Source organism: Sporomusa sp., assembly GCF_035561255.1.
Lineage (GTDB): Bacteria > Bacillota > Negativicutes > Sporomusales > Sporomusaceae > Sporomusa.
Genome location: NZ_DATMXX010000064.1, coordinates 1 through 22,883, shown reverse-complemented (window position 1 = coordinate 22,883; position 22,883 = coordinate 1). Strand labels below are relative to the sequence as shown.

The window sequence follows — 22,883 nt, the reverse complement described above, 5'->3', positions numbered from 1 at the left end:
GTATACAACAATAATGTTATAATCCTTTGAAATAACGCTCAGCCAATATTACCGCAACAAAGTCATCCACCGGTACCGGCGGCACCTGCATACTGGTTGGAATCAGTCGCTTCAGGCCCCGGGGCGGATTGTTGACCCAGTACAATAGCCGGGCTTCATCTGTGGAGCGATACTCATTAACAGGGATTACCTTGAGTCCCTGACCGTTCACCGTAATTGTTGCAAGGGCTGTTTGAGCAGTATGCGTAGTCGTCCCGTCGCCAATGATTACTGTTGTTAGGTTATAGGCTGCAGCAAGGTTATTTACTATAGTAAACAGTTCAGCAGTAGTTATAATGGTTTTATAGATGAGGCCTTGTTCTTTATGTACAACGGCAATACCGCACTTTTCCCGGCCCGGGTCGATTGCTAAGACGAGATCTGCAGACATAAACATCCCCTCCATAACTATATGCTTTAACCTTGTACATGTTTCCTCTTAATGATAGCACATCTTGCTCTTACATGCAGATAAAATAAAAAGGACGCCACGAGGGCGTCCTTTTATTGCGGAATGCTTATTAGAATTTAACGTTGATAGCAGCTTGAGTACGAGCGCCGCCGTCAAGTTCAATACCGTTTTGGTTTTCAAAGTCTTGGTATTTGAGGTTCAGAGTAGTGTTTTTAGCGAGTGCGCGGTCATAGCGTACTTCAAGACCTTTGTAGCCATCGGTTTCACTCTTGAAGTTCTGGATATCATTTTGGATGTTGGAGAACGGCGAGTTAGCACCGGCTTCTACATCACGATACAGGGCAGTCAAACCAAGTTTGTTGAATTTAAGACCATAAGCAGCTGCATTGGCATCTACTGATCCATTATCGAAATTGTAGAATTCGCCAAGGGCAGTTACGCTGTTAGTCAATTTAATTCCAACATTGGCACCATATACATCGGTTTCGTTATTTGTGCCATCATCATAGTTAGCATAATCGGCAGTGATATTAGCAGCACCAAAATTCATGCCATATTCAGCACCATAGATTTTAGTAGTGTCTTTCAGGTTACCAGCATACACTTTCAGGTTGCCTGCTTGAGAAGCAAGACCAGTCATAGCCGAGTCATGCAGGAAGCCATTGCCAAGTACGAGGTCTTGACGGCCAATGGTGTTAGTCAGGCCAAGAGCATCGAAGGTTACGTTGGCAGTGTCAAGTTTAACACTGCTTTGGTTATCGCCGGAGAAGTCGTTATCATAGTTCAGGTTGCCGCTAGTCATACGGGCATTGAATTTCAGGTTGTTGTTGATTTTGCCGTCAAAGCTTACACGAGCACGGAAGTCAGTGTTGTCAAAGCTGTCGGCGTTGCCATAACGAACACGGGCATCACCAGAGATTTTAACCATTTTGTCCACTTTTTGGTCAAGGGCTTCTACTTTTACGCCCATTTCAGTCAACTCAGCAGCGAATTCTTTGGACAGTTGATCAACAATTTCTTTTTGATCATTGTTCAGGTTTTTTTGCATGGCAGTAGCAATCATGGAAGCCATTTCGTAACGGGAAACAGTTTTGTCACCTTTAAAGGTGCCATCGCCGTAGCCTGTAATCACACCGGCTTGAGCAAGCTTGCCAACAGCGTCATAGGCCCAGTGTTTTGCAGGCACATCGGAAAACGGATTAGCAAAAGCCGGTACGGCAAATGCTACAGTAAGAGCAGTGGTAACTGCTACTTTAAGAAGTTTCTTGTTCATTCGAGATATCCCCCTTGAAATATATATTTTACATTCGCGGGTGTCGCCACCGACATATCAGGAGGTCTACCCGTTCAGGGGGGATGGTTTCGAATGAGTATCCACGTTTCCTCAATCTTTCCTTCCTCTCCGCAGGGCTTATTCTCGATATGCACCTGCCGCATTCCGCAGGTTTATGTTAACATAATTTCGACACAGTTGCAAGGAATCCTCTTTTATAACAAGATGTAGTTTTTGGTAAAAATCTTGTTATATAAGCATTTATTAGATACAACAACTGCATCTTGAGTTAGTTATGCACTTTACATAACTAAACTTCATGTTAGACTATATTCTGCAAAAAAAGAAGGAATCCTGCTTGATAGGCAGGATTCCTGACCGGTATATTCTGTCAATTATCAAAAGACACTTTTAATGCGAATCTCGATTTGCAGCGGGCCGGCCGTATAGGTGTCGGCTTTGGCCTCAGCAACAAGCTCTATCTTGCCATTGTAGCGTTTGACTCTGTTAACAACCTCAAATAGCTGAGAGCCGCTCATGCTGCCTACTGTGCCCTGGATGGGGTCAGGCAGGATGCCCTGGGTAACAGCAGCTGCATTAACCTGCTGCAGGAAAAGCATGACGGTTTCCTCGGCCTGCTGGGCATTGCCGGGAGCGGTAACAACCTCTCGGTATACTACCTCGCCTTTATTATAAACAAGGTGGTTGGGGTACAGCTCCAGGCGACCGATTACCGGTTCACCATAGACGGTGTTGCCCACAGTGGAGATACGGACAATGACTGGTTGGTTGGTTCCGGAAATTAACGCTGCTGCCTGGTCAAACTCGGAGCGGGCAATCCATAATATTTCAAGCTTCTTATCGGCTACATCAAGTTTATTGAGAATTTGAACGTTGGTCTTGTATACTACCGCCCCCAGGGAGTTGGCGGTGTCCTCTGGTGACTTGCCACCCTCCACAACCGAGGTGGACAGTACTTCCCCGGTCCTGAATACGACGGTGCCTTCACGGACATTCTGGAGACCGTTTTTCAGACTGACAGTCAGGTCGTTCAGGCGGTCAACGTCGCTCTGAAGCGCAGTCTTAACTGTGGTTAACTCGTTCATCTTGGTGTTCAGACCGGCAATACGGCTGTCCAGTTCTGTTTTAGTTGCCTGCAGGTTCTTAATATCTTTCTGGTATTTGGTCAAGTCCTTCTGCGCCAGCGAATAATCGGACTGCAGACGGCTTAACGCAGCAGCGGCCTTGTCACGCTCGGCAGTGACCTCATCAAGTTCTGCTATACTCTGCGCCAGGCGTTCGGCATTATCCTTAACCTTAGCAGTAATGGCCACATACTCGGCTGTTTTGGTTTCAAGGGCGGCGCGGCTGTGCTCAAGCTCACTTGATTTGGAATCTACTTCACTGTTTAGGGATACCAGTTCAGCCTTAAGCTCTTCCATGCCAAACAGCGCGGTACGGACGTCCCAGGATACAGCAGTCATAAAACCTAGTGTAATCGCCGAAATGAGAATACCTGTAACTATGGTCACAATGATCGAGGTATGCTTGGGTCTGAGGCCAAAGATACTGAGTTTCTTTTTTCCTACTTTGGTACCTAATTTATCACCAATATACGCGATGGCGCCGCCCATAACAGCTATTATGGCAATGAGCACTACACCGTACATGGCTATCCCTCCTCTCTCCGGCAAATGAGACTATAGCTATCGCGATGCTTTATAGATCAAATATATGCCTGCCAGGGTACCGATGATGTTCGGTATCCAGGCAGCAAGCAGCGGCGGAATCGCTCCGCCCTGTCCTAAGGCAGTGCATACTGTCAGAACAGCATAATACATGAAGATAATGATAATACTCAGGCCCAGGCCAATTGATGAGCTTGACCTGTTTGGAGACAACCCCAGGGGAGTACCAATCATGGCAAAGACAAAACTGGCCATCGGAATAGCGATCCGCTGGTACAGCTCGACTTCATAGTTGCTTGTTTTCGCATATTCCTTTTTCAAAACAGCAATATACTGCTTGAGTTCTGTCATCGACATCTCATCAGGCTTCTTTTGTTCCCGCGAGATATCAGTGGGATTTTTAGTAATCGGCATTACCTGCTCGGTAAATTTAAGGGTTCGTGTTACCCGGCCCTCTGTTGAAAGATCAGTGATTGTGCCATTATACATAATCCAGCGGTCAGCGGCCCACACTGCACTCTCGGCATTCTCTAACCTGACCAGCCGGCCGGCCTCAAATTCCTGAACAGAGACTTTGCTCAGGGTGTTGGTATCTGACATATAGTTTTGTGCATAGGTTAACCGTTCAATCTGGCCTGCCTTATTAACATCTTTAACGACAATGTGCTCTTGTGATTTAGTCCGGGTATTTTTTTCAATCTCATAGCGCACAATGTTACTATAGCCGGCATTGGCTGCCGGCACCACTTCTTCGTTAAGGACAATAGCAGCACAACTGACTACTAATGCTGTAATCATGACCGGCACGGCCAGCCGGTAAAAGCTGAGTCCCCCTGATCGCATGGCCGTGATTTCACTGGAACCTGACAACCGGCCAAAAGCCAGTAGTGCCGCCAACAGCATGGACATGGGAAAGGTTAAGACGATAATCCCCGGCAGGCTGTAGAAAAACAGCTTAGTTACCGTAAGGATCGATGCGCCATATTTTGTTACATATTGAGCAATTCTAAACAGTGTGCTGGTGCCGATAAAAACACTGGAAAATGCGGCTATGCCGAAAAAGAATGGCCCCAACAGCTCTTTTAGAATGTATTTGTCAAGTATACGCATGAAATTCTCCTTACAGGCTGAAGTTGTGACCGAGGTAATATTTTTTCGCGACCTCACTATTGGCAATGGTCTCACTGTCACCGTCGATCAGGATTTGCCCTTCGTTAAGAATATAGGCTTTATCAACAATACTGAGTGTCTCCCGGACATTATGGTCGGTGATGAGCACCCCGATGCCGCGTTCTTTCAGATAGCTGATAATGGCCTGAATATCAGATACAGCAATCGGATCAACACCGGCAAACGGTTCATCCAGCAGAATAAAAGCAGGATCTGTGGCCAGCGCCCGGGCAATCTCCACACGGCGGCGTTCACCACCCGACAGTTCCGAGCCCTGTCGTTTGCGAACATGGGTTACATGAAATTCTTCCAGCAGGCTTTCCATCTTAGCAGTCGCTTCATCCCTAGTAAGTTTAGTGGTTTCCAGGATGGCCATCAGGTTATCCTCCACGGTAAGCTTGCGAAAAATGGAGGCCTCCTGCGGCAGATAGCCGATGCCATAACGGGAACGCTGGTACATCGGCATATGGGTTATCTCTTCGTCGTTAATAAAAATCTGGCCGCTGCTGGGACGCTCCAGGCCGACAATCATATAAAACGTGGTTGTCTTACCGGCGCCGTTGGCCCCAAGGAGGCCAACGATTTGTCCCTGATCGACCCGCAGACTGACTCCATTGACTACATGACGGGTTTTAAAGGTTTTTACCAGATCGCGGGTTTCGATATACATTATCGCAACATCCTCGCTACTATTAAGAGTTTAACTACCCCTAACGTCTTATTGCTGTGGGGTTATGATCAGTTTGGTACGCCCCTGGGCATCCATCGCTTTTTCGTCAAGACGCAGGGTCAGCGTTTCCCCTGTCAGAACATTGCCATCCTGAAGGGCACGGGCATTACCGCTTAAAATTACTTTACTCTGGCCTTTGGGCTCACCATAGTAAGTTGCGGTATTGGCGGTTGCATCAAGCTTACGCGCCGGACTGACAATATGAACCGAACCGGTACCGGTTGCACTGTTCTCGGGGATAAAGGCTTCAATTTTGTCAGCAGTCATGGTCCCGTCCGGCATCTCGATCCTGCCGTTCTCAGGTACTAGTGCATACTGAGTCTCAGAGAAATACTCGATCCTGGGGCCTGTAAGCCGCTGCTCCCCCTTTGTCAGGACTGCGTCCCCAAAGGCAATCAGATGGGTGTTATTTTTATAGGTCTTTACCTCGGCAGCAGTCAGGGTGGCGTCCTGGTTAACGGCGCTTATACCACCGGTGAGATGCCCCTCCTGGCTTTTGGTATTGTACTCGGCTTGCCCGCCGGTCATTACCGATTGGCCTTGAGTAATACGAACACCGCCGGTTGCAAGCATAATGCCGCTGGCTGAGTCGTACTCAATGGATTCAGCCGCAATCTCAACAGGGGTTTTGGCTGCACTCTGCGGTGCTGCCAGGGCAACCAGGCTGCCTGCGTTTAACGTAAATGCCATTGCCAGGGCAAGTACAGCCGGTGATGAAATAAATCTTAACTTTTTCATTCAGTCTTCCCTCCTGTGATTACCCGGGCCCTACCGTACACTTTGACTTTTTCCATATTGGCATCTGTCAGGATATTATCACCGGTAATAATGGTACCGTTGCGGATCAGTGTAACACCGCCGGTGCCGGTAAAGTTCTTGGGTTCCCCGGACCAACGGGCTTCCGGGGCAGTAAATACTGCTCCATCACTAGCAGTAGCCTTAATGTCACCCTGCATCGAAATGTCATGGGTTTTGGCATCAAGGACGGCCCGCTTGGCAATGATCTCCATTTTATCGCCGTTCTCCTGATAAAACACGCCTTTTAGGTTATTTAGATAAACTACTTTTCCAGTCGGTTCAGCCTCAATGGTATCAGCACTTAGTTCCCATAGTCGCTTTCCATCCTGCTCCTCAATAATGGAGCTGCCGGCAAAGGTTAGATTAGTAGCAGCCTGAGTGGGAGCTGCCTGGGGATCGGTTGCTGAATCTCTGCCAGGCTCCCCCCCGAAGAGATAATAGAGTCCTCCAGCCAGAATGAGTACGACACAGGCAATACCCAAATAGTTCTTTTTTATCAAGAAGACTTCACCTCAGTATTCCAGCGCTTTTTAAACCACAACCATTCATCAGGGTATGTTTTGACCGCTGTTTCAATGATTCTGGTCATGCGTTCAGTCAGGTTATATAAGTCGGCATCCGGGTTGCCGGTATCTTCAAAGTAAATAGGCGGCTGCAGCAGAATCCGGTGAGTACCGTCAGGGTTCCGGACAATAAAGCCAGGGACCACAGGGGCCTTAAACTTGCGGGCAAAAACAGCAGGACCCAGATAAGTTGCGGCCGGTTTGCCTAAGAAATCAACAAATACGCCTTCATATCCGGCATCCTGATCGGCGAAAAATGCCAATAGCTTGCCTTTTTTTAATGCCTTGGCGGCCCCGATGATCTCACTGGTGCCGCTAGCAAATATCTCAATCCCAAACATCTGCCTGTGTTCATTAAGAATACGGGTATGCTGGGCGTTGGGCTGGCGTTTTATGATGTCAGCCACGGGAAAACCCGACAGGGCCAGCGCTGCACCGAACCATTCCCAGTTGCCAAGATGGCCTGTCAGAAACACAACCCCTTTTTGCTGTGCTAAAGCCTCATCAAGGTAGTGGCGGTTTTCAAAAGTAACGCGCTCTGTAATATTTTCATTATTTAAGGCCGGCATCTGGAGGACTTCCAGAAAAGTCTGCCCCAGTTTGAGAAACGAGCTTCTGATAATGGCCTCAGCCTCAGAATGTGTCAGGCTAAGGCGCTCTGTAATCTGCTTTAGGGCACGTCGGCGCTGCTTGCCGGCAAACCGGTAATAGAGGCGGCCAAACAGCTTGCCGGCAGAAAGTATGAGTGAATGCGGCAGCAGGCAGACCAGGCGGCTGGCTGCTTTCAAAATATGATATTGCCAATGTGCCATATCCCCGGCCTCCCCTACTAGTTGAATTACGTCATTGGTTTATAGTAAATCGTTCTGGCTTCATATAGTCTGCGATCAGACCTTCCCAGAGGCCCTGAGCTTTCAGGATATGCTCAATGACCTCACGCACAGCTCCGTTACCGCCTTGCCGTCCGGCTACGTATTTGGCGATTGCTTTGACCTCAAGCACAGCATTGGCAACTGCACAGGGCAGGCCAATCTGAATCATGACAGGCAGGTCGTTAATATCATCGCCGACATAGGCTATTTGCTCTAAGGTCAGCGCATGTTTGGTCACAAGCTCCTGCAGGGCAGTCACCTTGTCCATGGCTCCCTGATACACATCCCCGATTTTGAGTTCGGCGCCACGCCGGCGCACCATTTCACTCTCGCGTCCGGTAATGATGGCAGTTTTAAGCCCGGCCTTGTGTGCCAACGATATGCCAAGGCCGTCCTGGGCATAGAATTCCTTGACGGCTTCGCCCTCTGTACCAAAGATGATATGACCACCGGTCAAAACACCATCAACATCAAAGATGATGAGTTTGATTTTTTTTGCACATGAGTCACTATCCATTATACCACTCCTTGACGCAATAAGTCAGTAAGGTGAATAATACCAATCGCCCGAAATTGACTGTCAACTACTGGGAGCAGGGTAATGGGACGAGGCTGATTCTTTTCCATGATATTTAAGGCATGGCCGGCAAGCTTATCTTTAGCAATCGTACGTGGCTTTTTGGTCATAAGCTCTCCTACCGGCTTATCCAGGAATTCGTGACCGTTTTCCAGACTGCGGCGGATATCGCCGTCAGTTAGCAGCCCCAGCAATTGCATGCTGCCCAGTGACTCGACGACCAGCACAGCCCCCAGGCCTTTAGCAGTAATGGCAAATAAGGCTTCTTTTACTGTTTTGTCCGGCGTTATCACCGGCAGATCTGTGCCGCCGCGCATCACATTTTCCACAGTTAGCAGCAGCTTACGGCCAAGTGCCCCACCCGGATGATATAAGGCAAAGTCTTCAGGCGTAAAATTCCGGGCCGACAGCAGCGCCACTGCCAGGGCATCCCCCATGGCCAGTGCTGCGGTGGTGCTGGCCGTAGGCGCCAGTCCCAGCGGGCAAGCCTCTTTTTCCACAGCAACATTAAGAAAAGCATCAGCATTTTGCACAAGGGTGCATTGCTCGCGACCGGTCATGGCAATAATAGCGGCGCCAATCCGTTTGATTGCCGGCAAGATACTGATAAGCTCTGTTGTCTCACCACTGTTAGAGATGGCTAAGATGATATCGGTTGCAGTAACCATACCCAGATCACCGTGAATACCCTCTGCCGGATGAAGAAAAAAGGCCGGCGTACCGGTGCTGGCCAAAGTTGCTGCTATTTTTTTGCCGATAAGCCCTGATTTCCCCATACCGGTAACAACTACCCGGCCTGAGCACTGAAGAATCATGTTCATCGCAATAACAAACTGATCATTGATGCGCGGAATCAGCGCGCGGATCGCGTCAGCCTCAAGTTCTAAACAGGCCTTTGCTTGTTCAATCGGCATAGAAACTCCCCCCTTGAAGGTTATCATTTATTTATGTTTTCTGGCAACACTGTCGATTGCCAGAACATCTTTCAACAGCTCTTCCAGCTTGTCTACATACAGCATATTACAGGCATCAGACTTGCCTTCAGGTGGATTGTCATGGACCTCCATAAACAGCATATCAATGCCGGCAGCGACGGCTGATCTTGTCAGATAAGGTACAAACTCACGCTGACCGCTGGAACTGGTACCGGCTCCTCCGGGTAATTGGACACTATGGGTGGCATCAAATACCACCGGATATCCCAATGACCGCATAATCGGCAGGGCCCGGAAATCTACCACCAGATTATTATAACCAAAAGTTGCCCCGCGTTCAGTCAGCAGGATCTTGTGATTGCCGGCTTCTTCAATCTTGGTGATGACATTTTTCATATCAAGCGGGGCTAAAAATTGGCCTTTTTTCACATTGATAACCCGGCCTGTGCGGGCTGCCTGATAGACAAGATCAGTCTGCCGGCAGAGAAAAGCGGGAATCTGCAGAATATCCAGCACCTCAGCGGCTGCGTCGATTTGGGTCACGCAATGGATGTCACTGACTACCGGCACTCCCAGCTCTTTCTTGATATGAGCCAGAATACTTAAGCCTTCCTTTAAGCCAGGTCCGCGGAAAGAGTTATAGGATGAACGGTTCGCTTTATCGTATGATGCTTTAAAAATATAGGGGATATTCAGTCGATCAGCAATTTCTTTAATAGCCCGGCCAATCTTCAGGGTGCGTTCAGGCTCTTCAATAACACAAGGTCCGGCAATCAGGGTAATTGGGTTTTGTGCACCTACGGTGATATTCTGAATCTGTACTGTTTGCATAGAATCGGCCTCCTTTAAAGTTGGTATTTCTTGAAATAGGCATTGACCTTCTCCAGTTCTTCCGGGGTATCAACACCGATTGATTTAAAATCAGTCTTAAGTACTTTAATCTTGAAGCCATGCTCAAGCGCTCTCAGCTGTTCCAGTGACTCGGTTAGTTCAAGTGGTGTCGGCTGCAAGGCGGCATAGTTGAGGAGAAAATCACGCCGGTAGGCGTAAATACCGATATGTTTATAGACTGGCAACGGGCCGCCAGGTAGTTTGTTATTACGGGGAAAGGGTATCAGAGACCGAGAGAAATAGAGCGCATAGCCATCCAGACTTACGACAACCTTGACCGCGCTGGGCAGGTTATATTCGTCTTTGGCCATCTCGGTCATAAGGGTTGCCATGTTAAGTTCCGGGCTATTATCAAATGCACTGGCTAAGAGATCAATAACTTCCGGCTCGATGAGTGGTTCATCACCCTGGACATTGATGATTATATCAATGTCAGGATATTGTTCAGCTACTTCAGCCAGGCGGTCAGTCCCAGTCGGGTGATCAGGTGAAGTCATTAGTACCTCACCGCCAAACTCTTTGATCGCATCATAGACTAGCTCATGGTCGGTTGCCACCAGTACCGTCTCCGGCCGTTTCGCCAGCTTGGCCCGTTCATAAACACGTTGAATCATAGGTTTACCGGCAATCATTGCCAAAGGTTTACCTGGCAGCCGTGTTGACGAGTAGCGGGCCGGGATTACGCAGAGAAATTTCATCATAAATACCCCCAGTTAGGAACCAAGTTTGGTAACCTTTTTGATCAGTTCCATGAGTTCGGCATAACCATCATGAAATCTGACCTCTATTGACAATACATAAACCGGCAGTGGCCGCTCGGAATGGATAAACTCCGGCGGAATTTTGACGGCGTCTTTATCGGTAGTAATCAGGGCTCTGGCACTATTATCAACTGCCTTTTGCATAATTACCTGCATCTCAGCCATGGTATAGTCATGATGGTCCGGAAATTGTACAGCGCCAACGATGGTGCCGCCCAGATCAGTAATAGTCTTTTCAAAAGAAGATGGGTTGCCAATCGCGGAAAATGGCAAAACAGAGTGACCTTTAATACTGTCCAGCGGTACTGTTTCCGGCCGTACCCCTTTGTACCATTCTTCAATTTCAATAAAACACCGTGGTGTATGGGTACTTTCCACAACCAGAGCCTGATCATTGTAGCGGGCTAGCGTTTCTTTGATGGTCTCCCGGGCATTGTTTGCCGCCTGATCAACCTTTGTTAAGAGAAAGGCGTGCGCCCTGTTCAGGTTTTTAAGCGGCTCGCGCAGTGTGCCGCGCGGCAGCAGAAAGTTGTTGCCGAAAACATTCAGGCTGTCGATCAGCACAATATCCAGATCACGCTGCAGTTGCCAGTGCTGATAGGCATCATCCATAATAATTACCTCAGCATTAAGGTTATTGACCGCATAGCTGCCGGTAACATACCGGTTTCGTCCGATAATTACCGGCACCCCTGGCAGGCTTTTGGCCAGCAGATAAGCTTCATCACCAGCCTCGGTCACAGTCATATAGATTTTACTGCCGTCAGATACTACCCCAACCTCGCCTTTCCAGCCTGAGCGGTAACCCCGGTTGAGGATAGCAACCTTATAACCCATATCCTGGATGATTGCCGCCAGGCGTTGTGCTGTCGGGGTTTTACCGGTGCCGCCTACCGTGATATTGCCCAGACTGATTACCTTGCAAGGCAGTTTGTTGCAGGTTAAAATTCCTGCCTGGTACATGCCTAGTTTAATTGCGACTCCAAGGCCATAAATGAGCGACATGGCGCGGAGCACGCCAAGAAGCACGGCTGCCAAAATACCATGTTTTTCGCCGTGCACTAGTTTATAAAGATATACTTGTAGCGCTTCACGCTGATGCATCATATGGTGTTCCGCCTTTTCGCCTATTGTTAGTTAGTTTTCAATAAACCGTAGGTTTGTAAGACTTCTTTCAAATGTACTGCGCTTTTACGGGAAGCCCCCTGGTTTTCCTTGATAATGGTCAATGCCTCGTTGCCCATTCGCCGGGCCTCTGCCGGATTTTTTAGTAGACCGAGTATTGTCTCGGCCACACTGGCGCTGTCTTTGACGGTAACGCATGCACCCCGTTCGGACAGCAGGGCATAGGTATCTTTAAAATTGAACATATGCGGTCCGATCAGGATCGGCTTGCCATGGGCGGCCGGCTCAAGAATATTATGCCCGCCGCGAGGAACAAGGCTGCCACCAATGTAAACTATATCAGCGACACCGTAGATCTTCCCCAATTCCCCAATGGTGTCGATAATAATCATATTTATATTTGTTAAATCTAAACTTTCGCCTTCTGCCAGCTTTGTCCGCCGGACAGATGTAAACTTATACCTGGACGCAAGCTCAGCGATTTCACCTGCCCGTAAAATATCACGGGGGGCAACGATAAACTGCGTATCCGGAAATTCGGCAACAATCTGATTAAAAGCAGCAAACAGCAGCTCTTCTTCCCCTTTGTGGGTGCTGCCGGCCACAATGACTGACCCAGGGTTTCTTAAACCCACGGCCTGATATAATGCGGCTTTTTCTGCGGCATCCAGCTTGGTGTAACTCTGGTCAAATTTAGTGTTGCCTGTTACTACTACCCGCTCAACATCAGCACCTAGCCGGGTAATATACTGGGCATCAATGGTAGATTGCATACAGAATTTCACAATCGTATTAAGCATGTCTTTTAGGACGCTTCGGAAATAGCAGTAACGGCCCAGACTTTTTTCGCTAATGCGGCCATTAACCATCATGACAGGGATGTTTAAATCCCTGGCTGCTTTCAGAAAATTAGGCCACAACTCGGTTTCAACAAGTAAAAATACCCGTGGACGAATCTTGGTAATCACCGCACGGCTAAGAAAGGGCAGATCCAGGGGGAAAAAAATGATACCGTCAGCCTCAGGAATGATCCGTTTAGCCATAGCATGGCCAGCCGCCGTAACTACTGATACCAGGATCGGTATCCCCGGCAGCTCATGGCGAATCTCCTTAACAATCGGACTGGCAGCCACAATCTCGCCAACTGAGGCCGCATGCAGCCAGATAACATCCTTACCAGCCAGTTGCAGCATTGTCGCTTCAGGCAACCAGCCGAGGCTTTGTTTCAGGCGTTCGGCAAAGCCTTTTTCATGAATACTCCTTACGGCAAACACCGGTAATGCCAGGATTACCAATAGTACCGCCAGTATGTTGTAAATAAAATACATGTCGCTACCTCTTTATTGGAATTCCACAACGTTGGTCAAGAACGCTATTATTTGTCGGCAAACTGGACCTGATATAGCTTGCGATACAGTCCGCCGGCGGCAACTAACTCAGAATGGGAACCACGTTCGATGATGCGTCCTTTTTCCATGACAAGGATGGTGTCGGCACGTTGTACTGTTGACAGGCGATGGGCAATTACAAAGGAGGTACGGCCAACCATCAGCTTATCCAGTGCCCCCTGCACCAGTTTTTCGCTCTCAGCATCCAGGGCGGAGGTCGCTTCGTCTAAAATTAGTACCCGCGGGTCTTTGAGAATGGCTCTGGCAATGGAGACCCGCTGGCGTTGACCGCCTGACAGCTTGGAACCTCGTTCACCGATATGGGTATTATACTGCTCAGGCATCGCCATAATAAATTCATGCGCGTTTGCGGCTTTCGCCGCCGCGATGACTTCTTCTCTGCTGGCATCAAGATCGCCATACAGGATATTATCATAAACTGTGCCGTTGAACAGGACCGTTTCCTGTGGTACTATGCCAATTTGCTCGCGTAACGACTTCAGGGTAATTGTCTTGATATCATAGCCATCAATTGTTATAAGACCACCTTCGGGACTGTAAAAACGGGGAATAAGATTGGCAATGGTCGTTTTACCAGCGCCGCTCGGCCCAACAATAGCAATCATTTGCCCTGGTTCGGCCACTAACGATATATCAGCAAGCGCTACTTCACCGGGTTTATAGGAGAAGGTTACGTGTTCAAAGGCTACCCGTCCGGTAATGGACGGCAAAGCCGTGGCCCCTGGCAAATCCTGAATCTCAGGCTCAGTGTCCAACACGTCAAACACCCGTTGTGCTGCAGCCAGGGCCCGTTGGATATTCCCATAAACCCGGCTTAGACGTTTGATGGGGTTAGTAATATTTACAGCATAAATCAAAAAAGCAATTAGCGCACCTGACGTCAGGTGGCCATTAATGACCTCGCGGCCGCCATACCAGATAATAATGGTAACACCGATGGCACCCAGAAACTCAACAATTGGTGTTAGTGTGGCACCAAGCTGGGCGGTTTTCATCTGAGCGCGGAAATTGGAGTAGTTTTGCCGGCTAAAACGACTGATTTCATAATCTTCGCGGACAAAAGACTTGATGACCCGTACCGACGAGATAGTCTCCTGCAAAATTGAGGTGATATCGGCAGCCCGCTCCTGCATAACCCGACTGGCGCTTCGTAGCCGTTTACCAAAAATATTGATGGCCTGGGCCACCAGCGGCAATGTAATAAAGGTCAGCAGGGATAATTTCCAGTGGATATAGAACATGGCCCCCATGGAACCAATGAGTACTGCCGATTCTGTTACAGCCTCAATGACACTTTCGACAAGGGCGTTTTGCAGGGCTGCCACATCATTGGTTATATAACTCATAATACTGCCGGTCTGACGTTTCTCATAATAGGATAGGGACAGGCGTTGTAAATGGCGGTATACCGCCTCACGAATATCAATCACCACTTTTTGCCCAATATAGGACATCAGGTAGGTCTGTCCAAAAAAGAAAAAACCGCGCAGCAAGAATACTACCACAATGCCAATAGCAATTGTATTAAGCATCGCCATATTTTTTGCTGCCAGCACATCATCAATTACATTCTGAATAATCCAGGGGATAACCAGATTGGCGGCAGATGCCACCAGAATGCAGATGATTGCCACTACAAACCGGGGCATATATGGTTTAATATAGTTTAACAGGCGTAAGTAGAGTTTCATTTAATTACCTCACGGTTTGATAGGGAGGCTACTTCTAGTATGACCTCTGCGACTCTTTTTACTGCACCGGTTTCTCCAAGTTTCACTTTTACTTCGGCCAGGTCGGACAAAACCTGTTGCCTGACTGCTGTATCGGCAATCAACCTTATCGTCTCTGCTGCTATTGCCCCGGGATTAACCGCGTCTTGCAGCAATTCCGGCACAATCCTCCGCCCGGCAACAATATTAGGTAGACCGATATTAGGTATTTTAACCAGAAATTTACCGAAAAAATATGTAAGGGCCGCTAACCGGTAGATAATAACAGTGGGCGCCCCCATTAACGACGTTTCCAGGGTCGCGGTGCCTGATGCAGCAATGGCCGCATTGGCCAGGCCCATTAAATCATAGGGATACTCGCTTGTCAGGGTAATATTCACCTTATAGCTATCAATGATATTTTGCAGCATTTCCCGGGAAATTGTCGAGGCAACCGGTAAATAAAACTGGCAGTCCGGCAGCTTTTCGACAATTAGCTCACAGGCCGCCAGCATAACCGGCAGCAACTCACTAATTTCCTGCTGGCGGCTGCCAGGCATCAATAGCACTAGCGGACAGTCAGAACTGGCAGCAAAGTACCGGTATGCTTCCTCTTTAGTCAGTACCGGTTGTACGATATCTACCAGAGGATGACCAACAAAGGTGACATCAGCCCCCGCCTCCCGGTAGACCTCCGCTTCAAAGGGAAAAATGGCAGCCACCTTATTTACAATGCCAGCCACATCTTTAGCCCGGCCCCGGCGCCACGCCCAGGCGGAAGGACTAATATACGATACTACCGGAATGCCTTTGGCCTTAGCGATTTTGGCCAGCCTCATATTAAAGTCCGGGTAGTCAATGATGACAAGTGCATCCGGTTGTTCCTGGTCCATTAGCGTTGCGAGGTTATCTCTCAACTCAAACAGTTTGCCCAGATTTTTTATCACCTCAACAAACCCAATGACTCCCAGGCCGGCAATGTCATACATAACATTAACCCCGGCGGCCTGCATTGCCTGACCGCCCATCCCAAAAAGCTCAATATCCGGCTGTAAAAGTTTCAGGGCATTGGCCACACTGGCGCCATGCAAATCGCCAGATGCTTCGCCAACTGAGAGCATAATCTTCATGGATTTCCTCCTGCCGTATCTATATGGCTGCTATGGTAATACCGTTATTATCTGCACACGCTATCACTTGCTGTTTATCTACTACCAATGTCTTGCCGGCCTCGATAACCAGGGCGACTGCACCTGTTTCGATCATTGCCTGCAAGGTATCAGGGCCTATACTGGGAACGTCAAAACGCATATCCTGATTAGGTTTTGCGGCTTTGGCGACAATGGCCCCGCCCCGCCCCAGCTGACCGCCGCGGCGAATGCAGGCATCGGTTCCTTCAATAGCCTCAACAGCCAGTACTGCCCGGTTTTTTACAACAACGGTTTGTCCAATGTCCAGGCCGCCAATCTGCCGGGCCATTGCCAGGCCAAACTCCATATCAGCCTGTTCTTCCGGGGTTGGCTGGCGCTGAGTAAGTACACCTGCTGCCGGCATTAATTGCCTGATAAGCTCAGTCTGATCAAGAACACCGATGCCTTCGCCGGCGAACTCCCGCACTAAGGCCAGCATCACTGTATCATCATTAAGGTCATTAAGCCCGGCAAGCAGCTTCTGCATCCGGGCATCAGGCCGCGCCACGCCGCTGAACAGGTGCTCTTTCGTAACCTTACCCAGCATGGTAATCTTTTGCACAGCTTCTTGTTTAACAAGGGCAAGCAGCCTGTCCAGTTCGCCCAGACCCACCGTATAGTATTTATTAGAAACCTGAGCTAACTCGCTATCAACACCTGGCGCTACGGCAATAGCGATCACGGCAAAGCCCATGCCGCGAGCGGCACGGGCAAATTCAACCGGCAACCGGCCAACGCCGGCAATAAGTCCTATGGTATTCATACTGGTTCCCACCTTATGTAGCAGGCGCGGACATGCCGCGTCCTGCGCTATACTATGATTAAGTGTCACCTGCTATAGGTTTTGCTGAGCACCGCTTACATATACGTTAATCGTTAAGGTCTTTGCGGCCACGGCAGATTCCCCGTTCAGCGTTGCGGAGAAACCGCAGCATATGCTCAACTTCCTCACAGGATTCAAGATCCTGTTCCATGACAGCAATAGCCTGGGCCAAACTGAGACCGGAACGGTACAAAATCTTGTACGCCTTTTTTAGATTGCGGCGGGCAATTTCGCTCATGCCGGCACGGGAGATACCCACACTGTTCAGACCACACACTTTGGCCGGATGCCCATCAACGATAACAAACGGCGGAATGTCCTGTACCACTTTGGAGGCACCGCCAACCATTGCGTTACGGCCAATTTTTACGAATTGGTGGACACCGGCTAAACCGCCGATTACAGCGCGGTCTTCCACGACAACATGGCCTGCCAGTGTTGCCGCATTAGACATTACTACATGATTGCCAACAACACAATTGTGAGCAACATGAGTGTAAGCCATCAGGAGACAGTTTGAACCAACCCGGGTTTCTTCACCTTCGCCGGTAGCGCGGTTAATTGTCGCAAACTCGCGGATTTTCGTATTATCACCAATAAATACGTAGCTTTTTTCGCCACGGAATTTTAGATCCTGCGGCTCACCGCCGATCGACGCACTCGGGTGGATCACGCAGTTACGGCCAATACTGGTCCAGCCGTCAATAACTACATGGGCGCCAATCTGCGAGCCATCGCCAATGAGGACATGCTCGCCAATAACAGCATATGGCCCGATTTCCACATCTTTGCCGATACGTGCGTTGGGGTGGACAACAGCAGTTTCATGTATTTTACGCAACGGTATTACAACCGATTCGGGTTTCATATCAAAATCAACTCCCCACTAAATTAGAACTATACAAGCAGGTATCGTATGTCGTTTATTGTTATATATATTCCGACTGAACAGTCGAAATATGACATGTCAAATATCGGCATATTCCGCCTAAATTACCCAAATACATTCATTACTGCGTTTTATTAATCAATTATCAGTAGTTATCTCAGTATTACGGGGTTACCTGGATGAGAGCGCAAACATAAACTCAGCCTCAGCGACAACCTGGCCATCTACAAAAGCCTCAGCCCATAGCTTGCCTGCCGAGCCACGCAGTTTGATGATTTCAGCCACCATATACAGTTGATCACCAGGTGTAACAGGTTTTCTAAACTTAACCCTGTCCATACTGCCAAAGAGAGCTAGTTTGCCCCGGTATTCTTCAGGATATAACATGGCAACACCACCAACCTGAGCCATGGCCTCCAAAATGAGAACTCCTGGCATAACAGGTCTCTCCGGGAAATGCCCCATAAAAAAATGTTCATTAATTGTTACATTCTTTATACCTACCGCCCGTTTCATTGGATCAAGTTCAACGATACGATCAACTAGCAGCATCGGGTAACGGTGCGGAATGATCTCTTGAATCTCAGCTGCGGTCAGAATCATGTGGAAAGCGCCTCCTCATATCAATCACATACTTGCTTAGACCGTTGTTTTAATAATGTGTTTTGCCAGCGTAGTATTAAGTGCATGGCTAGACTTTACCGCGATGACATGGCCCTTAATCCGGCCAGCCAACGCTAAATCGCCAATTACATCAAGAATTTTATGCCGGACCAGCTCATCAGGAAACCGGAGCGGCGTTAGACAGTGCTTGTCATCATATACTACTGCATTCTCCAGGCTTCCCCCCAGCGCTAAGCCTTGAGCTTTGAGCGCCTCGACCTCATGCATAAAGCCGATGGTACGGGCCGGAGCCAATTCCCGGGCAAAAACTTCAGGAGTAATTTCGTAGTCGCCAAACTGAACGCCCAGCAAAGGATGCGGGTTTATCGAGGTAAACGTAATGCGGAATCCGTCATAGGGCAAAATAGTGATAAATTTATCAGGATAACGCACTGCTATGGCTTCTTCAATAACGATCGGTGGCTGGCGTAGTTCTGCCTGGGAGGCAATACCTGCTGACTCAATCAGTAAAAGAAAAGGCAGTGAACTGCCGTCAGCAACCGGCGGTTCAACAGAGGATATCTCCACCAGGCAATTGTCAATCCCCATTGCAGAGAAGGCGGCCAATAGATGCTCAACGGTAAAAACTTTGGCTGCTCCTTGCTCCAGGGTCGTAGCCCGCATGGTATTCGTTACATTGGTTGCTTGAGCTGATACTCGCGGCAAGCCTGCAAGGTCAGTACGGACAAACACAATGCCGCTGCCGGCAGGGGCAGGATTCAGGGCGATAGTGACGTCCCGTCCGGAGTGCAGGCCGATGCCGGTATAGGTTACACGCGAAGCCACTGTGGTTTGGCGATTCATTAAGGGTTCCTCCTGAGTTGTCTAATTCCAATTTATTCTACAGGAATTTGAAGCTTTGTGCAAGTATTAGATTTTATTTAGAGGCTTGTCAGGCAATACGTTTACCCGCTAAAGTGCTGGCGCTGGTACTCAGTTGATACTCAATCAGTTCCTTATACTGGCGGCCAACCTGGGAAGCGGGGTTAACAAATATATGACTGGGTATCCCGGACTCAACAACAGCTCCCTTTTCCATAAGGACAATACGGTCAGCAACATGCAGGGCAAAGGCAATTTCGTGGGTAACCACCAGCATCGTGGCCGCCCGGTATTTAGCCAGCTCTTCCATGACGATTAGTACTTCCCTGACCAGCATGGGATCAAGTGAGGCGGTGGGCTCATCCCACAACATCAATTCCGGCTCAAAAGCCAACGCGCGGGCAATTCCCACACGTTGCTGCTGACCGCCCGATAATTGCCCGGGCTTCTGATCAATCGATTGCTCCATGCCGACTTTGCTAAGGGCGGCGAGGGCTTTATCATAGGCTTCCTCTTTAGACTGTCCGCCCATGACCAGGCCCAGCATGACATTCTCCACAGCAGTGAGGCGATTGATCAGATTAAAATGCTGAAAGACATACCCAATCCGTTTACGCATGTTTCTTAGGCTATGATCATCCAGCTGAATAATATCCACACTGTCAATCAGGATCGAGCCTTTGTCCGGCTCGATCAGTCTGTTAATCATCCGGATTGTCGTTGACTTACCACAACCGGATGGCCCCATAATCACTACTGTCTCTCCCGGGGCTACCGACAGGTCCAGGTTGTTGACAGCAACAATACTGCCAAACTGTTTATACAGGTTTTGGATGTTGAGCACACAGAACACCCCCTCTTTATTTAAATTTTACTTTGCGTTGATTTAGTTTTTGCATTAACCCTGGGCGACCACTGGGGATAACAATCTCCCTCATAACCTCGTCCACCGATAAACCTAACGCCTCGCCGGCCATGACTTCCTCACCGGCAATCGGGCTGATTTTTTCGGTATAACAGGCTACTAACAAACCAAGCAGAGCCCCCAGCACCGGTACACCCAGCCACGGCAGATACGGAATACCGCCGCCAGCCAATATAAACATGGCTGTCAGCATTGCCGCTCCCACCCCCATACCATAGAGGCGTTCAGGGGCACTAAAAGTGATTATGAATCGCTCAGCTACCCGGCGCCAGCCGGTTGCAGGGATTTTTTTACTCAACCGCTTACGGCGTATTACAGTCATGATCGCAGTGTGGTCAAGCCCCAGAAACAGGATGGTAACAATGATGGCGGTCATACCGGCCAGAATGCTCTTAACCTCGGTGAGCACCTGGTACAGCTCGCCGCGCGGGTCTGGTTCGATAACCCCCAGCGCTGTTGAATACAGTGATATGTTGTTATGGCCAGCCTGTTTTTGCACAACAGGGGTTACGGCGCTAACATCAATACTGCTGGTAGTCAGAATCTGAATACGGGCACCGGGAATGACTTGTCCGGCAATAAATTTATCTAACAGGTTGATCGAACGGTTAATCTCCTCATCTTTGAGGTTAGGCACAGCGCTTGCCAGGTACTGCACCTGGGCTGTAACCATTGGTGTATTAAGCTCTTGCAGTGCACCCAAACGGGTATTGGCACTTGTGAGGCTTGTTTTTGCCCCGGCCACGTCAAAGGCCTTGAGGGTAGCAATCGTGCTTTTCCCATTGGCGGTAATATTATCTATCGTTGATTTGGCTCGCCTGGCATTTGCAGCCACATTGTCCAGCTGGGCCAGGTTTGAGCTTAAGCTGGTCAGGTTTTGCTGGGCACCACTGAGTGAATCGATCGTTGAGCCAACATCACCATTGACGATACGCAGTACCTGCAACGAACCGGCCAGACCACCGATCGTCCGGGACGAGTTGTCAATCTGGCTGCGGATACCGCTGGTATCAATACCGGCAAGTCCGCTGGTTGCCGCCTGGATGATCCCGCCGGCTGCCTGCAGGCTGGACAGTGTCTGATCCAGGGCGGTAATGCTGCTGCCATAGTTATCAAGAGCGCCAAGGGCAATTGAGCTGAGACTCTTGCTATCTTGGGCAAAGCCCGGGATTTGCGCAACAAGGTTGCCTGTTTCGGTAAGGGCATTGCCTAATTGCTGACGCGGGTTTTTGTAAGCGGCTGCTACGGTTTGCCCGCTTATCAGGTTTTTCTCTAGCTTATAGCCCGGGATTCTACCCTCTGGGCCGGTAAGCGAGGCGGCATCGCCGGTGGTGATCCGGCCTTCGGCGCTGCCGTTAGCTGCGGTTGCTGTAATCTCGACAACAACATTGCCTTTTGCCGGGGCATTACCCGCTTGCGGTGCGCTATCAGCCGTACCCTGAAAGACAATAAGATCCCCTTTAGCCAGTTCTGTACCGGCACCCGGGGTAAGTGTTACCTGTGATGCATACGCCTGCAGGAAACGTTTAAGCTCAAGCATGGTGCTAACCAGATAGGTCATGTCGTCGTTCTTGCCATCGACAGATACATTGCCGGCATATTCAAGGCGAAGATCCTTTTGCATGGCCTCAGCAATGGATTCACCAAGCCGTACAGGATTGGCAGGCTCACTGCCTACCGGAAAGCTGATCTCAATAACCTGATAATCTTTTAAGAAGGCCTTAATCGCTGTGTTGACAGCCGAGGATTTATCAAGTGAACTTAAGATCACGCCAACTGATGAGCCATCACGGAAAACAAAACGAACGCCATCCAGTTGGGTGATGCGCTCCATAAGCATAGTTCTTGCCCCTTCCGGCACACCCCGCACAGTCAGTCGCGGATCAGTCATAACGCCAACACTGCCGCCGCCAGGGATACTGCCGAAGCTTTTCGCCAGATCTTCATATACTTTTTTCGTTTTAAACTGGTCTGGCAAAGCTACTAAGAACGGCGTCTTACCGGTAATTGTCGGGCCTTCTTTTACTTTACCGCCAGGGAATAACTCATTTACTATCTTTTCGATGTGAACAGCCGCATCCTGGCGATTCTCTTCACGCACTTGAATGAGAACGTCATATTCACCATAGTCGCCCACAAGACTGGATAAGGTTCTGGAAAAATAGGTATTTGCCGCCATCGAGACCGAACCAGCCACCAGTGAGCCTATGAGTACGCTGACAACAAGCAGCGCCAGAATATCACGTTGAATTGAGTCTTTGAACAATCTTTTCATGAAATTAAGTTTATTTGTTTGTGGTGTCAGCAATGATTCCGTCACCTCATTTCTGGTGTATATTATATCACGTATATCATTTTACTGTCCATAAGTATATCAAAAATTATACTTTTGTATATATTGTCAAAACAAGAAACACCTTTGCGCATATTAGATAAGCCTGAAATACAAGGGAATGGTTTTACAAACAGTACGGATTTCTTAACGGAATACCGCCCGGCTTTTCTCCTGCGGAACGCTTTTTCCGGCAAAGGCCGGGGGTTACCAGGGTCGGGGGCACCGTCTCCTGCTCAAACCGGCCATTGACTTTGGCGCCCCTTGTTTTATAAAGACTTTCAGCC

At 49.0% G+C, this 22,883-nt stretch carries 22 protein-coding genes; all 22 read right to left on the bottom strand.

The genetic code is table 11. The annotated features are described in order from the left end of the window. Positions 1–16 precede the first annotated feature (16 nt). A complete protein-coding gene (locus VN379_RS03570) occupies positions 17–430 on the bottom strand; it encodes a pre-16S rRNA-processing nuclease YqgF (RefSeq protein WP_325530863.1) in 414 nt (137 codons plus the stop codon). Between the two features lie 130 nt (positions 431–560). Beyond that, a complete protein-coding gene (locus VN379_RS03565) occupies positions 561–1,724 on the bottom strand; it encodes an S-layer homology domain-containing protein (RefSeq protein WP_325530860.1) in 1,164 nt (387 codons plus the stop codon). A 398-nt stretch (positions 1,725–2,122) separates the two neighbouring features. Continuing rightward, complete coding sequence (locus tag VN379_RS03560; protein ID WP_325530858.1) at positions 2,123–3,394, bottom strand: DUF3084 domain-containing protein; 1,272 nt, start codon at positions 3,392–3,394, stop codon at positions 2,123–2,125. A 36-nt stretch (positions 3,395–3,430) separates the two neighbouring features. After that, entirely contained in the window at positions 3,431–4,522 is a 1,092-nt protein-coding gene (lptG, locus tag VN379_RS03555; RefSeq protein WP_325530856.1) for an LPS export ABC transporter permease LptG, read from the bottom strand. 10 nt (positions 4,523–4,532) lie between these two features. Beyond that, positions 4,533–5,252 (bottom strand): LPS export ABC transporter ATP-binding protein, encoded by a 720-nt coding sequence (gene lptB, locus VN379_RS03550; protein ID WP_325530854.1) that lies wholly within the window; start codon positions 5,250–5,252, stop codon positions 4,533–4,535. A 48-nt stretch (positions 5,253–5,300) separates the two neighbouring features. Next, the gene (locus VN379_RS03545; protein WP_325530852.1) at positions 5,301–6,050 is read right to left on the bottom strand and encodes an LptA/OstA family protein; all 750 of its coding nucleotides are present in this window, start codon (positions 6,048–6,050) and stop codon (positions 5,301–5,303) included. After that, positions 6,047–6,610, bottom strand: coding sequence for an LPS export ABC transporter periplasmic protein LptC (lptC, locus tag VN379_RS03540; protein ID WP_325530850.1), 564 nt, complete (start codon positions 6,608–6,610; stop codon positions 6,047–6,049). The genes VN379_RS03545 and lptC overlap by 4 nt, the downstream gene beginning before the upstream one ends. Then, complete coding sequence (locus tag VN379_RS03535; RefSeq protein WP_325530848.1) at positions 6,607–7,485, bottom strand: lysophospholipid acyltransferase family protein; 879 nt, start codon at positions 7,483–7,485, stop codon at positions 6,607–6,609. Before VN379_RS03535 ends, lptC begins: the two co-directional genes overlap by 4 nt. A 31-nt stretch (positions 7,486–7,516) precedes the next feature. After that, positions 7,517–8,062, bottom strand: coding sequence for a KdsC family phosphatase (locus tag VN379_RS03530; protein ID WP_325530846.1), 546 nt, complete (start codon positions 8,060–8,062; stop codon positions 7,517–7,519). Further along, complete coding sequence (locus VN379_RS03525) at positions 8,062–9,036, bottom strand: KpsF/GutQ family sugar-phosphate isomerase (protein ID WP_325530844.1); 975 nt, start codon at positions 9,034–9,036, stop codon at positions 8,062–8,064. The genes VN379_RS03530 and VN379_RS03525 overlap by 1 nt, the downstream gene beginning before the upstream one ends. A 27-nt stretch (positions 9,037–9,063) precedes the next feature. Further along, positions 9,064–9,888 carry a 3-deoxy-8-phosphooctulonate synthase gene (gene kdsA, locus VN379_RS03520; RefSeq protein ID WP_325530842.1) on the bottom strand — a complete coding sequence of 275 codons (825 nt, stop codon included), beginning with the start codon at positions 9,886–9,888 and terminating at the stop codon, positions 9,064–9,066. Between the two features lie 14 nt (positions 9,889–9,902). Further along, positions 9,903–10,646 carry a 3-deoxy-manno-octulosonate cytidylyltransferase gene (kdsB, locus tag VN379_RS03515; protein ID WP_325530870.1) on the bottom strand — a complete coding sequence of 248 codons (744 nt, stop codon included), beginning with the start codon at positions 10,644–10,646 and terminating at the stop codon, positions 9,903–9,905. A 15-nt stretch (positions 10,647–10,661) separates the two neighbouring features. Further along, a complete protein-coding gene (gene lpxK, locus VN379_RS03510) occupies positions 10,662–11,816 on the bottom strand; it encodes a tetraacyldisaccharide 4'-kinase (RefSeq protein WP_325530840.1) in 1,155 nt (384 codons plus the stop codon). 26 nt (positions 11,817–11,842) lie between these two features. After that, positions 11,843–13,162, bottom strand: coding sequence for a 3-deoxy-D-manno-octulosonic acid transferase (locus VN379_RS03505; RefSeq protein ID WP_325530838.1), 1,320 nt, complete (start codon positions 13,160–13,162; stop codon positions 11,843–11,845). Between the two features lie 47 nt (positions 13,163–13,209). Next, positions 13,210–14,934, bottom strand: coding sequence for an ABC transporter ATP-binding protein (locus tag VN379_RS03500; protein WP_325530836.1), 1,725 nt, complete (start codon positions 14,932–14,934; stop codon positions 13,210–13,212). Next, entirely contained in the window at positions 14,931–16,082 is a 1,152-nt protein-coding gene (gene lpxB / locus VN379_RS03495) for a lipid-A-disaccharide synthase (RefSeq protein ID WP_325530834.1), read from the bottom strand. The genes VN379_RS03500 and lpxB overlap by 4 nt, the downstream gene beginning before the upstream one ends. Before the next feature lie 19 nt (positions 16,083–16,101). Beyond that, positions 16,102–16,905 carry an LpxI family protein gene (locus VN379_RS03490; RefSeq protein WP_325530832.1) on the bottom strand — a complete coding sequence of 268 codons (804 nt, stop codon included), beginning with the start codon at positions 16,903–16,905 and terminating at the stop codon, positions 16,102–16,104. 106 nt (positions 16,906–17,011) lie between these two features. Beyond that, positions 17,012–17,833, bottom strand: coding sequence for an acyl-ACP--UDP-N-acetylglucosamine O-acyltransferase (gene lpxA, locus VN379_RS03485; RefSeq protein WP_325530830.1), 822 nt, complete (start codon positions 17,831–17,833; stop codon positions 17,012–17,014). A gap of 192 nt (positions 17,834–18,025) precedes the next feature. Next, a complete protein-coding gene (gene fabZ, locus VN379_RS03480) occupies positions 18,026–18,457 on the bottom strand; it encodes a 3-hydroxyacyl-ACP dehydratase FabZ (RefSeq protein WP_414714952.1) in 432 nt (143 codons plus the stop codon). 36 nt (positions 18,458–18,493) lie between these two features. Continuing rightward, positions 18,494–19,321 (bottom strand): UDP-3-O-acyl-N-acetylglucosamine deacetylase, encoded by an 828-nt coding sequence (gene lpxC / locus VN379_RS03475; protein WP_325530828.1) that lies wholly within the window; start codon positions 19,319–19,321, stop codon positions 18,494–18,496. Between the two features lie 88 nt (positions 19,322–19,409). Further along, on the bottom strand, positions 19,410–20,183 hold the full coding sequence (locus tag VN379_RS03470; protein WP_325530826.1) for an amino acid ABC transporter ATP-binding protein: 774 nt from the start codon (positions 20,181–20,183) through the stop codon (positions 19,410–19,412). Positions 20,184–20,199: 16 nt separating this feature from the next. After that, positions 20,200–22,572 carry a hypothetical protein gene (locus tag VN379_RS03465; RefSeq protein ID WP_422663615.1) on the bottom strand — a complete coding sequence of 791 codons (2,373 nt, stop codon included), beginning with the start codon at positions 22,570–22,572 and terminating at the stop codon, positions 20,200–20,202. Positions 22,573–22,883 lie beyond the last annotated feature (311 nt).

What these genes read in the sequence shown, in the direction of transcription:
- VN379_RS03570 (WP_325530863.1), bottom strand. Translation starts at nt 430, where the DNA reads ATGTCTGCAGATCTCGTCTTAGCAATCGACCCGGGCCGGGAAAAGTGC.
- VN379_RS03565 (WP_325530860.1), bottom strand. Translation starts at nt 1,724, where the DNA reads ATGAACAAGAAACTTCTTAAAGTAGCAGTTACCACTGCTCTTACTGTA.
- VN379_RS03560 (WP_325530858.1), bottom strand. Translation starts at nt 3,394, where the DNA reads ATGTACGGTGTAGTGCTCATTGCCATAATAGCTGTTATGGGCGGCGCC.
- lptG (WP_325530856.1), bottom strand. Translation starts at nt 4,522, where the DNA reads ATGCGTATACTTGACAAATACATTCTAAAAGAGCTGTTGGGGCCATTC.
- lptB (WP_325530854.1), bottom strand. Translation starts at nt 5,252, where the DNA reads ATGTATATCGAAACCCGCGATCTGGTAAAAACCTTTAAAACCCGTCAT.
- VN379_RS03545 (WP_325530852.1), bottom strand. Translation starts at nt 6,050, where the DNA reads ATGAAAAAGTTAAGATTTATTTCATCACCGGCTGTACTTGCCCTGGCA.
- VN379_RS03535 (WP_325530848.1), bottom strand. Translation starts at nt 7,485, where the DNA reads ATGGCACATTGGCAATATCATATTTTGAAAGCAGCCAGCCGCCTGGTC.
- VN379_RS03530 (WP_325530846.1), bottom strand. Translation starts at nt 8,062, where the DNA reads ATGGATAGTGACTCATGTGCAAAAAAAATCAAACTCATCATCTTTGAT.
- VN379_RS03525 (WP_325530844.1), bottom strand. Translation starts at nt 9,036, where the DNA reads ATGCCGATTGAACAAGCAAAGGCCTGTTTAGAACTTGAGGCTGACGCG.
- kdsA (WP_325530842.1), bottom strand. Translation starts at nt 9,888, where the DNA reads ATGCAAACAGTACAGATTCAGAATATCACCGTAGGTGCACAAAACCCA.
- kdsB (WP_325530870.1), bottom strand. Translation starts at nt 10,646, where the DNA reads ATGAAATTTCTCTGCGTAATCCCGGCCCGCTACTCGTCAACACGGCTG.
- lpxK (WP_325530840.1), bottom strand. Translation starts at nt 11,816, where the DNA reads ATGATGCATCAGCGTGAAGCGCTACAAGTATATCTTTATAAACTAGTG.
- VN379_RS03505 (WP_325530838.1), bottom strand. Translation starts at nt 13,162, where the DNA reads ATGTATTTTATTTACAACATACTGGCGGTACTATTGGTAATCCTGGCA.
- VN379_RS03500 (WP_325530836.1), bottom strand. Translation starts at nt 14,934, where the DNA reads ATGAAACTCTACTTACGCCTGTTAAACTATATTAAACCATATATGCCC.
- lpxB (WP_325530834.1), bottom strand. Translation starts at nt 16,082, where the DNA reads ATGAAGATTATGCTCTCAGTTGGCGAAGCATCTGGCGATTTGCATGGC.
- VN379_RS03490 (WP_325530832.1), bottom strand. Translation starts at nt 16,905, where the DNA reads ATGAATACCATAGGACTTATTGCCGGCGTTGGCCGGTTGCCGGTTGAA.
- lpxA (WP_325530830.1), bottom strand. Translation starts at nt 17,833, where the DNA reads ATGAAACCCGAATCGGTTGTAATACCGTTGCGTAAAATACATGAAACT.
- fabZ (WP_414714952.1), bottom strand. Translation starts at nt 18,457, where the DNA reads ATGATTCTGACCGCAGCTGAGATTCAAGAGATCATTCCGCACCGTTAC.
- lpxC (WP_325530828.1), bottom strand. Translation starts at nt 19,321, where the DNA reads ATGAATCGCCAAACCACAGTGGCTTCGCGTGTAACCTATACCGGCATC.